This is a genomic window from Pseudomonas sp. NPDC086581 (assembly GCF_044746165.1).
In the GTDB taxonomy this organism is placed as follows: domain Bacteria; phylum Pseudomonadota; class Gammaproteobacteria; order Pseudomonadales; family Pseudomonadaceae; genus Pseudomonas.
In genome coordinates this window covers 356,256-372,082 of record NZ_JBIVBR010000001.1, presented here as the reverse complement: position 1 = coordinate 372,082, position 15,827 = coordinate 356,256, and the positions used below count along the sequence as shown (strand labels likewise).

General features: G+C 66.2%; 14 protein-coding genes. 7 read left to right on the top strand and 7 right to left on the bottom strand.

Translation table 11 applies throughout. The annotated features are described in order from the left end of the window. The first annotated feature begins 42 nt into the window (after positions 1–42). Positions 43–477, top strand: coding sequence for a hypothetical protein (locus ACIPK7_RS01715; protein WP_401084746.1), 435 nt, complete (start codon positions 43–45; stop codon positions 475–477). A 6-nt stretch (positions 478–483) separates the two neighbouring features. Here ACIPK7_RS01715 and ACIPK7_RS01710 read toward each other — a convergent pair whose 3' ends face one another. Further along, positions 484–930 carry an RcnB family protein gene (locus ACIPK7_RS01710; RefSeq protein ID WP_401084743.1) on the bottom strand — a complete coding sequence of 149 codons (447 nt, stop codon included), beginning with the start codon at positions 928–930 and terminating at the stop codon, positions 484–486. A 265-nt stretch (positions 931–1,195) separates the two neighbouring features. Between ACIPK7_RS01710 and ACIPK7_RS01705 the strand changes: the two genes are divergently transcribed. The 4 genes from ACIPK7_RS01705 to rmuC all read left to right on the top strand — a co-directional run bounded on the left by ACIPK7_RS01705 (position 1,196) and on the right by rmuC (position 4,548). Then, complete coding sequence (locus ACIPK7_RS01705) at positions 1,196–1,564, top strand: antitoxin Xre/MbcA/ParS toxin-binding domain-containing protein (RefSeq protein ID WP_401084740.1); 369 nt, start codon at positions 1,196–1,198, stop codon at positions 1,562–1,564. Beyond that, positions 1,565–2,329: an RES family NAD+ phosphorylase gene (locus tag ACIPK7_RS01700; protein ID WP_401084737.1), complete on the top strand. Its 765-nt coding sequence runs from the start codon at positions 1,565–1,567 to the stop codon at positions 2,327–2,329. A gap of 76 nt (positions 2,330–2,405) precedes the next feature. Continuing rightward, complete coding sequence (locus tag ACIPK7_RS01695) at positions 2,406–2,615, top strand: hypothetical protein (RefSeq protein ID WP_192430467.1); 210 nt, start codon at positions 2,406–2,408, stop codon at positions 2,613–2,615. A gap of 568 nt (positions 2,616–3,183) precedes the next feature. Beyond that, positions 3,184–4,548 (top strand): DNA recombination protein RmuC, encoded by a 1,365-nt coding sequence (rmuC, locus tag ACIPK7_RS01690; protein ID WP_401085570.1) that lies wholly within the window; start codon positions 3,184–3,186, stop codon positions 4,546–4,548. 124 nt (positions 4,549–4,672) lie between these two features. Here the strand turns inward: rmuC and ACIPK7_RS01685 are convergent, their stop codons facing one another. The 4 genes from ACIPK7_RS01685 to ACIPK7_RS01670 form a co-directional block, all read right to left on the bottom strand. Further along, positions 4,673–6,019 carry an NAD(P)/FAD-dependent oxidoreductase gene (locus tag ACIPK7_RS01685; RefSeq protein WP_401084734.1) on the bottom strand — a complete coding sequence of 449 codons (1,347 nt, stop codon included), beginning with the start codon at positions 6,017–6,019 and terminating at the stop codon, positions 4,673–4,675. Between the two features lie 89 nt (positions 6,020–6,108). Then, the gene (locus ACIPK7_RS01680) at positions 6,109–6,999 is read right to left on the bottom strand and encodes a metal-dependent hydrolase (protein WP_401084732.1); all 891 of its coding nucleotides are present in this window, start codon (positions 6,997–6,999) and stop codon (positions 6,109–6,111) included. A gap of 8 nt (positions 7,000–7,007) precedes the next feature. Then, positions 7,008–8,780, bottom strand: coding sequence for an SDR family oxidoreductase (locus tag ACIPK7_RS01675; RefSeq protein ID WP_401084729.1), 1,773 nt, complete (start codon positions 8,778–8,780; stop codon positions 7,008–7,010). Next, positions 8,777–9,661, bottom strand: coding sequence for a M24 family metallopeptidase (locus ACIPK7_RS01670; protein WP_192430463.1), 885 nt, complete (start codon positions 9,659–9,661; stop codon positions 8,777–8,779). Before ACIPK7_RS01670 ends, ACIPK7_RS01675 begins: the two co-directional genes overlap by 4 nt. 392 nt (positions 9,662–10,053) lie before the next feature. Between ACIPK7_RS01670 and ACIPK7_RS01665 the strand changes: the two genes are divergently transcribed. Continuing rightward, positions 10,054–10,752, top strand: coding sequence for a MerR family transcriptional regulator (locus tag ACIPK7_RS01665; protein ID WP_318652846.1), 699 nt, complete (start codon positions 10,054–10,056; stop codon positions 10,750–10,752). Positions 10,753–10,756: 4 nt separating this feature from the next. Here ACIPK7_RS01665 and ACIPK7_RS01660 read toward each other — a convergent pair whose 3' ends face one another. Then, on the bottom strand, positions 10,757–11,671 hold the full coding sequence (locus ACIPK7_RS01660; RefSeq protein ID WP_401085566.1) for a LysR family transcriptional regulator: 915 nt from the start codon (positions 11,669–11,671) through the stop codon (positions 10,757–10,759). A gap of 83 nt (positions 11,672–11,754) precedes the next feature. Between ACIPK7_RS01660 and ACIPK7_RS01655 the strand changes: the two genes are divergently transcribed. Next, positions 11,755–12,213, top strand: a complete 459-nt coding sequence (locus tag ACIPK7_RS01655) for a DMT family transporter (protein ID WP_081520199.1) — start codon at positions 11,755–11,757, stop codon at positions 12,211–12,213. A 127-nt stretch (positions 12,214–12,340) separates the two neighbouring features. On the opposite strand, the gene ACIPK7_RS01650 is transcribed toward ACIPK7_RS01655, so the two are convergent. Then, a complete protein-coding gene (locus ACIPK7_RS01650) occupies positions 12,341–15,817 on the bottom strand; it encodes a PAS domain-containing hybrid sensor histidine kinase/response regulator (RefSeq protein WP_192430461.1) in 3,477 nt (1,158 codons plus the stop codon). Positions 15,818–15,827 lie beyond the last annotated feature (10 nt).

Here is a 15,827-nt window from a genome sequence, read left to right as displayed (position 1 = left end):
GCCGATAGATCGGCTGAATTCCCGGAACAAAGGACATCCGGCATGAGCCTTTCCATTACCCCCGCCATCCAGACGTTTGCCACCCAGCTTCGCGTGGCGAGCGATGCCGGCGCATCGGCTGGAGCCGCCAGCGAAGACACCGGCAGTAATGCCCAGAGCCCGCGCCTGCAAGCCGGCGGCGTGGCACCCAGTGGCAAGAGTTCCGGTAGTTCCGGAGGCGCCAGCACGACCGTCGAACAGTTGCAGAAGCGCCTGAAGGAGCTTCAGAGGCAATTGCAGGAGGAACAGCGCGAGTTGGCGGAGGCGCAGCAGCGTCATTACTCCTCCGACGCCGAGCGGACCGCTGCACTGATGGCGCTGCAGAGCCGTATCGCCAGCACCAGCGCGGCCATGCAGCAGACCGCCGCGGCATTGGCCGACGCGATCCGCCGGGGAGGCGGCAGTGGCAGCGGCTCGATGGTCAGCGACAGCGCCTGAAATGAATCAGTAACCGCTGAGGATGTTGACGATCACGCCGCTTGCAATGGCGATCAGGATGTAGTCGCCGTTGACGTACAGCCAGCGATGGTCGCGCGGCGGTGCGTACAGGTGGCGAGCGTGCCAGTCGGTGACCCAGTAGCGATCGCCGCGATAGTTCGGCTCCACAACCACGCCGCGGCGCCAGTCGCGGTGGGGTACCGGCATGCCGGGCTGGGGGCGGAAGTCCGGGTTGCGATAGGCGTGAGTGTTGTTCTGGCCGGGACGAGCCTGCTGGTTATAACTGCTCTGGGGCGCGTGTTGCGATTGGTGCTGCTGGTACTGCGGTTGCTGCGGCCCGCGGTTGTCGTGCCGGTTAGGGCCGTTGTCCGGGCCGGGGCCGGGTTGAGCGAAACTGGCCAGCGGGCCGCCAAGCATCAGGGCGGCACAGAGCAGGGCGACGGACTTCTTCATGGTGTTCTCCTGGCGCAAGCGCTATCGCGGTACGTATTTCCACTTTCATCGTCCCGGACGATCCGGGTACTTCATCTGACCGCAGCACCGCGTCAATGAATGCCAAGGCTAAGTAAATGTCTGGTAAAGAGTTTTTCCACTTTGTCAGCACGTGGATACAAGGCCGTGCGTGAGTCGACCTAAGTCGGGCTGCGCTATTTCGTCTTTGTGTGATTGCAGCATTTAATGGTATGTTTGCAATGAATGCACTGAATGGAGTTCCGCCATGAGCGCTCTGCTGAAGGAAAACCCGGCTGCCGATGCCGTCCTGGCGAAGGCAGTGCTGACTGCGCGCGAGCACCTGGCAATGACCCAGCTGGAGCTAGCTGCCATCGTCGGCGTGGACCGCAGCGCGGTGAGTCGCTGGAAGCAGAACGGCCTACGGGTGGACAGCAAGACCGGTGAGCTGGCACTACTGTTGGTGCGCGTCTACCGCGCACTGTTCGCGCTGTTTGGCGGCAATCATGAAGACATGCGCCACTTCCTGCGCACCGAGAACCGTCACCTCGGCGGTGTGCCGTTGCAGCTGATGGAACAGGTGCAGGGATTGGTTGCGGTGGTCGAGTACCTGGACGCTATCCGGGGCAAGGTCTGAATGTCCTTCACAGCTGGCGCCCGTCTCTGGGCGAAGTATGAGGATTTGGCCGTCGCTCCCATACGTGGGCGCCTGGTGCGCCTGGTGGAAAGCCAGGGCCAGGTAGCGACGTTGCAACTGGTGGACACCCTGGAGGAGCAGGCGCTGCTCGAGGAATTGCTGGAAACCAGCAAGCCGCGCATGCCGCCACCCGCCGAGCCGCTGCACTATCTATTGAAGACACCATTCCGCTATCCACCGCTGCGCTGGGGCTCGCGCTTCGGGCGGCGCCATGAGCCGAGCCTGTTCTACGGCGCGCTCAAGCTGGAAACGGCGATGGCGGAATCGGCCTTTTACCGCTTCGTGCTGTGGGAAGGGATGGCGACACCGCCGCCCAGTGGGCGAATCCTTTCCGAACACGCGTCCTTCGAGGCGCGTTTCCAGGTACAGAAGGGCGTGCGCCTGCACCTGCCGCCTTTCCGGGAACACGAAGCGCTGCTCGATCCTCAGGATTACAGCGTGACCCAGGGCCTGGGCAGCGCGATGCGTGAGGCGGGGGTTGAGGCATTTGAATACCGTTCGGCACGTTGCCCGAACGGTGGCGTAAACGTGGCGTTGTTCGCTCCCTCGGCCTTCACCGAGAAGCGTCCGCGCAATCTGATGCCATGGCTGTGCGAGACGACTTCCGAGTACGTCGCCTTCAAGCATGCCCAGGTGCCCGACAGCCCGCGACTGTACCGGCGCGAGCAGTATCTGGTGGATGGCAGGCTGCCGCATCCGGCCTGACCGTTCATCGTTTGCCACTGTCGCGTCATGGCGAGCGGTGTATGTTTCGGGATGGCCAAGCAGGGAGCGCCAGACCATGGATATACGGATAGCCGTCCATCCCAGCGACGATCGTCGCTGGCGCGTGTACCTCAACCAGTTCTTCTACGACTGCAACAGCCGCAGTGCTGCCGAGCGCATTTACGCGCGGGTCAGCGCCGCCGAGCGGCAGGCGGTCCAGCTTCCCGATCCACCCCGCATCATCCGGCCGCAGCGCTTGCCGCGCCGGCAGGTCCAGATCGCATGAAATTCTCCGGGTATCGGCGTCGGGAGACGGAGCTTCCGGCGCGCGCTGTACCCGGATGAATGCACTGTCTGCCTGAGAACACTTCCTATCCACTGCCCTGAAACGGGGCGGTCGGCTGTTGCGTGGCGCGCACTTGTGCACAATGCTGACGCACTCTGTCAAGTCCCCGAAACATTGCAGTTGGCCACCTCTCGAATTTCCTTGCGTTTTTTAACTCATTGAAAAATAAAGTAAATTTCGATTGGTGAAAAAATCACCAATCTGTCACACGGCCCCAGTTCACTGGGGGTATGGGCTGTTTTAAGCAAGTTCTCCACTGAGTTATCCACAGCTTCTGTGGATTGTCCCGAGCGCTTGCTCAGGAGCCTTGTTCCAAGGCCTTTACAGCGGAAGAGGCTCCTCGCACGGGCGACTGTTAGACTGGCGCGATCCATTGCCACACCTGGAGTCCTGCATGCCCCTCGATCTTTCCGCCCTGTTGTTCGGTGCGCTCGCCGGATTGCTGCCCATGGCGGTGCTCGCCTGGCGCCTGCAGGCGCGCAGGGTGGAGGTGGAGCAGGAGGCGACCCTGCTGCGCGAGCGCCTCGCCATGGCGCAACTGGCGCAGGACGGACTCTCCGCCCAGGCCGAGGCGGACCGCGAGGCCTTCCAGCGCCTGAGCGGCCGGCACGCTGAACTCTCCGCCGAGGCGGCGGCACTGCGCCGTGAAGTCGAGCTGGGCAAGGATGAGCGCGCGCGCCTGGGCAACGCTGAGCAGGACTGGCAGGCCGAGCGTGCCGACAAGGAAGTCGAACTGCGCCGACTCTCCGCCGAGCACGCGGCACTGTCCGCCGAATTGCGCGAGCAGCAGGAGAATCACCAGCAGCGCCTGGGCGATCTGCAAGCCGCGAAGGACGACCTGCGTGCGCAATTCGCCGAGCTGGCCGGGAAGATCTTCGACGAGCGCGAACAGCGTTTTGCCGAGTCCAGCCAGCAGCGCCTCGGGCAATTGCTGGATCCGCTGAAAGAGCGCATCCAGTCCTTCGAGAAACGTGTGGAGGAGAGCTACCAGGCCGAGGCCCGCGAACGCTTCTCGCTGACCAAGGAGCTGGAGCGCCTGCAACAGCTGAACCTGCGGCTGGGCGAGGAAGCTACCAACCTGACCCGCGCGCTGAAGGGCCAGAAGACCCAGGGCAACTGGGGCGAACTGGTGCTTGAACGCGTGCTGGAACATGCCGGCCTGGAGAAGGGGCGCGAATACGAAACCCAGGTCAGCCTGCGAGCGCCGGACGGCGAGCGCTTCCAGCCGGACGTGCTGATCCGCCTGCCCGGCGACAAGCAGGTGGTGGTGGATGCCAAGGTCAGCCTGACCGCCTACCAGCAGTTCATCGCCGCCGAGGACGAGTTGATCCGCCAGCAGGCGCTCAAGGCGCACGTGCTGTCGTTGCGCAGCCATGTGAAGGGCCTGTCCGACAAGGATTACCGTCGACTGGAGGGCCTCCACAGCCTCGACTTCGTGCTGCTGTTCATGCCGATCGAAGCGGCTTTCTCGGCGGCGCTGCAGGCCGAGCCGAACCTGTTCCAGGAGGCCTTCGAGCGCAACATCGTGATCGTCAGCCCGACCACCCTGTTGGCGACGCTGCGTGTGATCGACAGCCTCTGGCGCCAGGAACGGCAGAACCAGAATGCCCGTGAGATCGCCGAGCGTGCCGGGGCGCTGTACGACAAGTTCGTGCTATTTGTGCAGGACCTGGACGAGATGGGCACCCGCCTGCAGCAGTTGGACAAGACTTACGCGGCCGCGCGCAACAAGCTCTGTGAAGGACGCGGCAACCTGATCAGTCGCGCCGAACAGGTGAAGCTACTCGGGGCTCGGGCCAGCAAGAGCCTGCCGACCGAGTGGCTGGAGCGGGCATTGAGCGATGACGCGCCGGTGGTTGAAGAGGGCGAGTAAGGCGAATCTGCGTTTTCGCCTGAGCGCCGGAATCTCCCTGTAGGAAGGGGCCATGCCCGCGATCGCGCGCATCGCTTGCTCCTACAAAGAAAGCCCGTCGTGAACATCCGCCGCAAGCAGCCCCTCAGAACAGTGAGTAGGGCTTGCCGGCCGTTCCGTCGGCAAAGCGCTGCAACCTGAAGGCATGCAGGTCCATCCCCGGCTCGCCGTTATGCAGCCACTGGCTCATCACCTGGCCGACGATGGGTCCCATCGCAAAACCATGGCCGCAGAAGCCGGTGGCGATCAGCAGGCCGGGGACTTCCGGCGGGGCGTCGAGCACGGGGATGCCGTCGGGCAGCACGTCGATCAGGCCGGCCCAGCTTTCCACTACCTTCACATCGCGCAGCGCCGGGAATGCCTTGGCGAGGTTTGTCTGTGCCTGAAATACGCGTGAGGTATTTACCTCCACCTGCGGATCGCGTTCGCCAAGGACCGGGCCATTCACGCTTCGTTCCGAGCCGGGCAGGCGCTGGCGCAGGTCGTGGAACAGCGCGCCGTTGAGCTTGAAGGAGAAGCCCGCGCGGTGCTCCGGCAGGTGCGGCAGGTAATGTTTTGCTCCGCGCAGGTAATCGAGGTTGAGGTCGATATCGGCCTGGGTTTCGTCGGCGAGGTTGATGCTGCCGTCGGCGCGCTGGCGGAAGCCGATGCCGTGGCCGATGAAGCTCTGCGCGCCGACATCCGGGCCAGGACTGGTGCGCGAGACGGTGCAGCGTACTGCCTGTTGCGGCAACGTCAGCCCGAGGCTCTGCACCAGGCGCCAGCTGCTGGCGCCAGCGCAGACCAGCAGTTGCCGGGTCTTCACGTAGCCGCGTTCGGTCTGCACACCGCAGATGGCGCCGGCCGCGCGGTCGATGCCGGTGACGCCGCAGCCCTCGACGAATACGGCGCCGCGCTCGATGGCGCGCAGCGCGTAGGCGGGAGCGACGCGACGTGGTTCGGCCTGGCCGTCGTTGGCGGTGTAGAGAGCGCCGAGTGCCGGATCGCTAAGCGCCGGCATCAGTTGCGCGACTTCCGCGCGGGCCAGCAGGCGAGTGCTGAGCCCGAAGTTGGCGGCGACCTTCAGCCAGTCCTCGTACTTGTGCTGTTGCTCCGGTGATTCAGCGAGGTACAGGCAGCCGCCCTGACGCCATTCCAGCGGTAGTTGCAGCTCCTCTTCCAGACGTTCCCATAGCGGGATGGCGGCCATCATCAGCGGCACTTCCGCCGGGTCGCGCGCCTGCTGGCGGACGAAGCCCCAGGCGCGGGTGGATTGCTGGCTGGCGAGGCCGGCCTTGTCCAGCACCAGCACGCTCAGGCCCAGGCGGGCGAGCTGCCACGCGGTGGCACAGCCCATGATGCCGCTGCCGGCGATGACCACGTCCACCTGCTCCGGCAGGCGCTCCACGCGGGAGGAAAGGGTGGGGTGAAGCGGATAGGTTCCCATCGGCATACGGCGGCGTCCCTGAATCGAGTAACGGATGCCGCAGTATGCGATTGCCGTGCGCCGCGCATCCACTGCGCGGGCGCGCCGACAGGCCTTCAGGATGCGCGCGCGGCCCGGCTGGCGGCCGGCGAACGGGCCAGATAGTCCAGCGCTTCCTGGGTATTGGCCTCGTGGTCGGGGTGGTACCAGGGCTTGAAGTAGCGCAGGAAGCTGGTGGCCACCGAACTGATCTTCGGCAGCACGCCGTTGCGCGAACCGTCGCGCCAGATGGCGGCGAAGGAACGCGGTCGGGCGATGCTCGGGTCCTGGCGCGACAGGGTGCGGGTGCCGAAGGCGAACAAGTAGATGATCAGTGGCCAGACCACGAACATCCACAGCTGGCGGCTGACGAAGGTGCCACCCAGGTGCACGTGCAGGTCGTGGGCGACGTTACGGTGCTCCACCTCTTCGGCGCCGTGCCAGCGGAACAGGTCCAGCAGTACCGGATCGGCCTTGGCGCGGTCCAGCGCATCGGCCTCCAGGATCCACTTGCCGAGTACGCAGGTGAAGTGCTCCACCGCCGCGACGATGGCGCAGCGCTGGCCGATCCACCAGCGCTTGAGCCAGGCCGTGCGAGTGAACAGCGTAAGGCCCAGCGGCGTATCGCTGAGCAACTGTTCGAACAGGTAGTCCATGACCTTCAGGTAGCGCGTCGAGTCGATACCGTGATGGCTCAGGTAACGCTCCAGCGCGCCGCTGTGGGCGCGGGCGTGCATCGCTTCCTGGCGGATGAATCCCTGCACGTCATCACGCAGGTTGCCTTCCTTCACGAAGGGCAGGGCCTTGTTGTACAGCCGGCAGAACCACAACTCGCCGGCCGGCAGCATCATGTGGATGACGTTGATCGTGTGGGACGCCTCGGCCTCGCCGGGAATCCAGTGCAGTGGCGAGTCGCTGTAGTCGAACTGCACCTTGCGTTGCACCAGCTTGTGATGATGGTCGTTCATGGGGATTCTCAGGCAGTCAGGTTGAGGCGGGCGAACAGGCGCGACAGCCAGGGCATGAAGCGCCATTGCAGGGCGCCCAGGTGCACTTCGCTGCCAACCTTCACCACCGGCTGGTTGCGTTCCACCGCGCGGGTGATGCGTTCTCCAACGGTGTCCGGGCTGAGCCGGCGCCGACGGTAGAAGCGCTGTACCTTCGCGCGGTGTTTCGCCTGTTGTTCGTCATCCAGGCCGGCGAAGCGCGTGGCCTGGACAATGCCGGTATCGACGAAGCCCGGGCACGCCGCGCTGACGCCGATGCCATTGCCTGCCAGTTCGGCGCGCAGGCACTCGCTGAGCATCAGCACCGCCGCCTTGCTGGTGGCGTAGGCCGGGTAGTTGCGCGACGGCGCGAAGGCCACGCCGGAGGCGACGTTGACCAGGTGCCCCGGCTTGCCGCTCTCGACCATCTGCTTGCCGAAAAGCCGGCAGCCGTCGATCACGCTCCACAGGTTGATGCGCAGCAGGCGCTCCCATTCCTCTGGAGTGGTCTTGAGCATTGGCCCGGCCATGCTGATGCCGGCATTGCTGACTACCACGTCGGGCACGCCGAGGCTGCTCTTCACCCACTGGGCGAAGCGCTCCATGGCGGCGCTGTCGCCCACGTCCACGCAATAGCTGTAGGCGTTGGCCCCCACCGCGCGGGCCAGTTCGGCGCTGCGCTCGGCGGCGGCCGGGTCGATGTCCGCGGCCAGCACGCTGGCGCCGCGTTCGGCGAAGCTCAGCAGGGTCGAACGACCGATGCCGCCGCCCCCGCCGGTGACCACCACCAGCTTGCCGGCGAACGGACCGGTGCCGGGCTTCAGCGCGGCGCGCTGCAGTTCCGGCGTGGCTTCGCCGCCTTCGATATGGCTGACGAACTCGTCGATCCAGGTGCCCAGGCGGGTCGGTTCGGCAAGCAATTGCCAGTGCCCGGCGGTGACGTCGCGCCGCCACAGGCGCGGTGCCCACAGCGAGAGTTGCTGGAACAGTTGCTGGCCGACGTAGCGGTCTTGCGTCGGCACGATGAGTTGCACCGGCACTTCGGTATGGCGCTTGCGGGGCTTGAAGATCGAGGTGATGAAGTTGGCCCGGTAGAGCTTCACGCCGTGCTCGCCGTCGCTGGCCTGGTGCGGGTTGCGTGCCGGGTTGCGGATGCCTTCGACCTTGCGCAGGTACTGCGGCCAGGCCTTCGCCGCGCCGAAGCGCCACGACAGCGACGGCAGCAGCGGCAGGTGGAAATAGTAGATGTACCAGGAGTGCAGCAGCTGGCTGATCATCTGCAGCAACGCGCGTGGCGTCTTACGGCGCAGGCGGTCGCGCATCCAGAAGCCGACGTGGTCCAGGCAGGGGCCGGAGACGCTGGTGTAGGAGGCGATGCGGGCGCGCAGTTGCGGATCGGTGACGCTTTCCCAGGTCTGGATCGAGCCCCAGTCGTGAGCCACCAGGTGCACCGCGCGCTGCGGGCTGACCGCATCGAGCACAGCCTTGAGGTCCTGGCTGAGCAGCTCCAGGCGATAGTCGCGGGTCTTGCGCGGCTTGTCCGATTCGCCGGCGCCACGCACATCGTAGGCGACCAACTGGTAGCGCCCGGACAGCCGGCGGATCAGCGGCAGCCAGACTTCATGGTTGTCCGGGTAGCCGTGGACGAACAGCACCATCGGCAGGTGCGGTTCACCCCAACGCCAAACGGCCAGGCGCACGTTGCCGGACTGCACCTCCAGGCGTTCGGGCGTCGGCAGCGCGCTCTCCAGCATCGCGTTCATGCCACCTCCCGCCGCGCCGGGGCGCTGATCAGGCCGCGGGCGATCCAGCGGCGCACGTGGGGCAGGTCGTCGTCCAGCCAGTAGGCATCGTCGTCGGTGACCACCAGCAGCTCCTCGAACTTGGCGCCCACGCCGCGCAGCCCCAGGTGTGGCTCGACGGCCCATAGGCCGGGCGTCGGGGCGTGTTGCGAGCGGTCATTGCTCGACCACAGCGGCGACCAGCCTTCGCGGCGGCCGGTGATCAGGGCGTTCTTCATCAGCGTGGCGATGTTGCGTACGCCGAAGCGCGCCAGCGAAGGGCCGCTGTCCCGCGCGCCGAGTTTCTCCACGCGGTGGGCCAGCACTTCGAAGGGGTAGGCCTTGTGCCGCGGCAGAGTGCCCTGGCGCTGGCAGAGGCGGTCGACCGACTGGCTGACTTCGGCCAGCGGCAGGCGCTGGCGCACCTGTTCGACGATCAGGTTGCGGTGCGCCAGCAGGTCGTCCATCAGGCGCTCCACCAGCAGGTTGTGGCCCAGCGCGCCGGAGTAGCCGACGTCGGCGGTGTAGGCGCCCAGGGTCGGCGCGCAGTCGAGGATGAAGGGCATGCCTTCCTCCAGACGCTGCTTGCCGGGGTAGAAGGCCAGGTTGAAGCCGCCCAGGTGGCGCAGGCCGTCGAAGCCCTTGAACGAGGTGCGCGGGCCGAACCAGGCAAAGGGCTGGTGGAACCAGTCGCGCACGCCGTGATCGAGCAGCCAGGTCTTCATCAGGGCGGCGGTCTCGCGTTCGCTGATGCCTGGGCGCAGTTCGCCGGCAATGGTTTCGCAGCAGCGGTAGGCCAGTTGCTGAGTCTCGCGGAAGTGCCGCAGGTCTTCTTGGGTGGGCACCCAGGCGCCTTGGGACATGACTTTCTCCAGGCTGGTTATTGTTATCGTGACATTGAACAATGTCACGATCGATGCTGACCCATCAGCGGGCGTTGCGCCACGCTGTGCGCGTCGGTCCCTGAGTGTTACCGCGGCGTGGAGCCGCTGGCGGCGCGGGTTGTAGAGGGGAGTGGGATTTGCAGCGGGCGCAGTTCCCGTCTTTGGTTGGGCTGCCGGGCTGTGCGGCGGATCACTTTGGGACTAGTGCTTTCGATTGTTCTGAGGGCGCAACGGTGACTATCATCCGCGCCATGAGCACACCCCTGAATCTTCTGCAGCGCCTGCTGCAATGCCCGGACGACGCGCCTTCCGCGGTGGAGGACGAGCGCGAATACACGGTGGATGAGCTGGCCCGCGAGGGCGGCACCACGGTGCGCAACCTGCGCGCGTACCAGGATCGTGGCCTGCTGCCGCCGCCCGAGCGCCGTGGCCGCGCCGGGGTGTATTTCGCCAGCCATCTGCGCCGGCTGCGGCTGATCAACCGCCTGCTGGAGCGCGGCTACAACATCGCCAATATCAAGGAGCTGCTGCAGAGCTGGGAGCATGGCCACGACCTGGACCACGTGCTCGGCCTCGACGAAGCCATCGTCGGGCCGTGGAACCTGGAGTCCCCCGGCAGCATCGAGTTCAGCGACCTGCAGACACTCTTCGGCGATGAGCTCAATGACGCGGTGATCGACCAGGCGCTGTCGCAGGGCTTGCTGGCATTCGATGGCGAGCGCATCAGCATTCCCAGCCCGCGCCTGTTCAATGCCGGCGTCGAGCTGTACCGCGCCGGTATTCCGCTGGCGGCACTGCTGGATCATCTGGCGGTATTGCGCACCGACACCGAACACCTGGCCGCCGGCATCGTGCGGCTGGTGGTGACCCATCTGGTGGACAAGCCAGGCGCCGACCTACTGCCCGGCGCGGCGGATCTCGAGCGTCTCGCCGAAGTCTTCCAGCGCCTGCGGCCGGTAGCCGAGCAGGTGGTACTGGTGGAGCTGGCGCGCGGCCTGAAGCGCTCGGCCAACGAGATGCTCGGCGAGCGTGTCGGGGAAATCCTCCGCCGGCTGGAAACGCCGGAGTAGTGGCTCAGGTCCGGCCGGCCACCTCGGCCAGTTTTCCCCGTAGCCAGCGCCGCGCGGGTTCGTCCTCGCTGGTATCCGACCAGATCTGCACGAAGTCGAAAGGCGCCAGTTTCAGTGGCGGTTCGAAGCTGGTCAGGCCATGGCTTTCGAGATCGTCCGGAAGCATCCGCGCGGCAATCGTCAGGACCAGATCGGTGCCCGCCAGCAGGCTGGGTGCGACGCTGAAGTGCGGCACGGTGGCGGCTACCTGACGGCGCCGGCCGAGTTTTTCCAGGTGACTGTCGATCTCTTCCGCCGGGCTCTGCTGCAGGGCTACCCGCAGGTGCGGGGCGGCGAGGTAGTCGTCCAGGTCCAGGCGCTGTCTTGCGCCCAGGGTTTCCTTTGAGCACAGGCAGACGAAGCGTTCCTCGAACAACTGCTGCATCCGCAGTCCTTCGGGCAGCATCGGGAAGACCCCCAGCGCGCCATCCAGCTCGCCGCTCGCCACCTGCTCGGCCATACCCACACGCGAGGCCTGGCGCACGTCCAGGTGAATGCCCGGCGCTTCGCGGCGCAGGAGCGGTAGCAGGGCCGGCAGCACCACCCAGGCGCCGTAGTCGGACATGCCCAGGCGCAATTCCAGCTCGGCGCTGGTCGGGTCGAAATCGTCGCCCAGTACCAGCCGGCGGACGCCGCCAAGGACTTCACGCAGTGGCCCGGCCAGTTCGAAGGCGCGGCGGGTCAGCTGCATCTGGTTGCCGGCGCGCACCAGCAGCGGGTCGTCGAGCAGGTCACGCAGACGATTGAGCGCATGGCTCACCGCCGGCTGGGTCATCGCCAGCCGCTCGGCCGCGCGGGAGACGTGGCGCTCGTCCAGCAGGGCATCGAGGATCACCAGCAGGTTGAGGTCGATGCGGCGCAAGTCATGAATTGAGTGCATCTGTGCTGTACCGATCATTCATTTCCATGCGCAGGATGGATAGCAGAAGCTGGCGCCTATCGACAAGCCATGGAGAACCCTCGATGTCGAAATTGCTTCTGCTGTTGCCCGCCATTGGGGTGGGCGCCCTGGTCGCCCTGCAGGCCGGCAGCAACTCGCTGCTCGGCCGCCAGCTGGGCCATCCGCTGAGTGCCAGCCTGACTTCCCTGGGCGTGAGTCTGGCGGCGGTGATCATCGCGCTGCTGGCCTTTCGCGTGCCGCTTCCGCCGGCAGCCGGCATCGCCACAACGCCGTGGTGGGGGTGGCTGGGCGGGCTGTTCGGCGCGGCCTACCTGACCGTCGCGGTAATGCTGGCGCCTCAGCTGGGTGCGGCCACCTTCCTCGCCTGTGTAGTGGCGGGGCAAATGCTGATGTCGGCGTTGTGCGACCAGTTCGGCTGGGCTGGATTCCCGGTGCGGCGGTTGTCGGTCGAGGGCCTGCTGGCGGTCGGGCTGATAATTGCCGGGGTGGTGTTGTTGCAGTGGCGGGGGAGGGTGGTTTGAGGCCTGTTGCGACAGGCGTTGGGCGGGTTCGCGAGCACGCTCGCTCCTATAGGAAAAAGTCGGATGCTCTTCGTAGGAGCGAGCTTGCTCGCGAACCGCCGCCGCTGCCAAAGCTCGGCTTGGCGACTTATCTCAGGCTCAGATGCCGACTCAACAACGCCCGCAGCGCCGCCGGCTTCACCGGCTTGGGCAGGAAATCCAATCCGGCCGCGTGAATTTGCGCCACCAGTTCCGGGCGTGCATCCGCGCTGATGACCACGCCCGGCACCGGCTCGCCCAAACGGGTGCGCAGCCAGGCCATGAGGTCGGTGCCCAGTTCACCGTCGTCCAGGTGGTAGTCGATCAGTGCCAGTTGCGGGCGCGCATCCTCGTCCAGCAGCGCCTGGCATTCTTCGCGGCTGCGCGCGGTGAGCACACGGCACCCCCAGCGGGTCAGCAGGCTGTTCATGCCGGTGAGGATGCTATCTTCGTTGTCGACGCAAAGCACCTGCGCGCCGTTGAGCTGTTCCGGCGTTTCCACCTTGTGCCCGTTGAGCGGCGCCGGGGCCGGCTGGCGCGCCAGCGGCACGCTGACACTGAACACGCTGCCCTTGCCTGGCCAGGAGCGAACTTCCAGGCGGTGGCCGAGCACCTTGCACAGCCGGTCGGCAATCGCCAGGCCGAGGCCCAGACCTTTTTCGGCGCGGGTCTGGTGGCTGTCCAGGCGTTTGAATTCCTCGAAGATCACCTGCAGCTTGTCCGGCGGTATGCCCGGACCGTGGTCCCAGACCTCCAGGCGCAGGTGCCCGGCCTCCCGGCGCACGCCCAGGAGCACGTGACCCTTGGCGTAGCGGAAGGCGTTGGTGAGGAAGTTCTGCAGCACGCGGCGCAGCAGCTTGATGTCGCTTTCCACGCGCAGCTTGCTGCCGCGCACGTGGAAGTCGATGCCATGTTCCTGGGCCAGTACGCGGAATTCCACACCGAGGGTGTCGTACAGGTTGCTCAGCGGGAAGGCCGTGACGTCGGCGCTGACGCGGCCGCCTTCGAGACGCGAGATGTCCAGCAGGTCGGTGATCAGGTCTTCCGCCGAGCGCAGCGACGAGTCCAGGTGGCGCACCAGTTCGGTGGCCTCCTCGGGCAGTTTTTCCTGATGGGCGAGGGCGGCGGAGAACAGCCGCGCGGCGTTCAGCGGCTGCATCAGGTCGTGACTGACCGCGGCGAGGAAGCGCGACTTCGACTGGTTCGCCGCCTCGGCCGTGCCCTTGGCCTCGGTGAGCGCCTGGTTGAGCTGCGACAGCTCGAAGGTGCGTTCCTGCACTCGCTGTTCCAGGCTCTCGTTGGCGTCCTTCAGGCCCTGCTCGGCGTCGCGGTAGTTGGTGATGTCGGTGAAGCTCATGACGAAGCCGCCGCCGGGCATTGGGTTGCCGATCAGCTCGATCACCCGGCCGTTGGGGAACAGCCTTTCGGAGGTGTGCGGCGTGCCCTGGCGCATCCAGTACAGGCGCTTGGCCACGTGCAGGTCGGGGTCGCCGGGGCCGCACAGGCCGCGCTCGGCGTTGTAGCGGATGATGTCGGCAATCGGCCGACCGACGTAGATCAGCCCGTCCGGGTACTCGAACAGTTCGATGTAGCGGTGGTTCCAGGCCACCAGGCGCAGCGACTGGTCGACCACGCTGATGCCCTGGGTGATGTTCTCGATGGCGCCCTGCAGCAGCGCTCGGTTGAACTGCAGCACTTCGGAGGCTTCGTCGGCGATCTTCACCACGTCCTCCACCTGCATCTCGCGGCCTTCGATGGCGGCCTTCACCACGGCACGCGCAGAGGAGGCGCCGAGCACGCCGGCGAGCAGGCGTTCGGTGTGCGCGATCCACTCGTCATTCGCGTTCTGGCTGGGGGTGAAGCCCTTGCCCTGGCGGTAGGCGAAGCGGATGAAGCTCTGCCGCGCGCGTTCTTCGCCGACGAAGCGGGCGGCGAGCATCAGCAGGTCTTCCAGCTGCACCGCGAGCATCGAGCGCGAGCTGAGTTTCTGGGAGATTTCCTGGCCGATGAAGCGGCTGGCCTGCCAGTGCTCGGAGACGCGGGTTCGGGAGAACACCGAGACCAGCCCGAACAGCGCGAAGTTACCGATCAGCGAGAGCAGCACGCCAAGGGTCAGCGGCTCGATGGACAGGCCGAACGGGCGCCCGGCCAGCCACGCAAGGCCGGGAAAGGCCTGCAGCGGCCAGCCCAGGCCCTTCGCGACCACCGGCAGCACCAGGGTGTAGGCCCACAGCAGCGAGCCGGCGGCGAGTCCGGCGAACACGCCGCGGCGGTTGGCCTGCTTCCAGTACAGCGCGCCGATCATGGCCGGGCCGAGCTGGGCGATGGCGGCGAAGGCTATCTGGCCGATGGTGGCGAGGCTCGCGGTGGAACCCAGCAGGCGGTAGCTGACGTAGGCCAGCAAGAGGATCAGCGCGATGCTCACCCGGCGCACGGTCAGCAGCCAGTGGCGGAACACCTCGAACGGCTGCTCGGCTTCGCCTTTGCGGCGCAACAGCCAGGGCAGCAGCATGTCGTTGGAGACCATGGTGGACAGCGCCACGCTGGCCACGATCACCATGCCGGTGGCCGCCGAAGCCCCGCCGATGAAGGCCAGCAGGGCCAGCGCTGGATGCGCCTCGGCCAGCGGCAGGCTGATTACGAAGGAATCGGGCATCACGCCGGCGGGCAGGTGCATCTGCCCGGCGAGGGCGATGGGCACCACGAACAGCGCGGCCAGCACCAGGTAGATCGGGAACACCCAGCGCGCCAGGTTGAGGTCGCGCGGCTCGATGTTTTCCACCACCAGCACATGGAACTGGCGCGGCAGGCACATGATGGCGGTCATCGCCACGCCGGTCTGCAGCAGCATCGCCGGCCAGTGAACGGTCTCTTTCCAGTACTCGTTGAGCTGCGGGGCGACGCGGGCCTGGTCGACCAGGTCGCCGAAGCCGTCGTAGAGGCCGTAGGTGACGAAGATGCCGACGGCGATGAAGGCGGTGAGCTTGACCAGCGATTCGAAAGCGATCGCCAGCACCATGCCGCGGTGGTGTTCGGTGACGTCCAGGTTGCGGGTACCGAAGACGATGGTGAACAGCGCGAGGATCAGCGACACGATCAGGGCCGTGTCCTGGGCGCGGATGCCGGTGGAGTCGGGGCCGGCGCCGATCAGCAGGTTGACGCCGAGGACGATGCCCTTGAGCTGCAGGGCGATGTAGGGCAGCACGCAGACCACGCAGATCAGCGCCACCACGACCGCCAGCGCCTGCGACTTGCCGTAGCGCGCGGCGATGAAGTCGGCGATGGAGGTGATGTTCTCCTGCTTGCTGATCATGATCATCTTCTGCAGCACCCAGGGCGCGAAGAGCATCAGCAGCACCGGGCCGACATAGATCGGCAGGAAGGACCACAACTGGTCGGCGGCCTGGCCGACGGCGCCGAAGAACGTCCAGCTGGTGCAGTAGACCGCCAGGGAGAGGCTGTAGACCCAGGCGCGGACACGCGGCGAAAGAGGGGCGCGACGGCGGTCGCCATAGAACGCGATGGCGAACAGGACCGCCATGTAAAGCAGGGCGACCGTTGCGATCAACCCACTGGACAACGACATGCTGACTCCG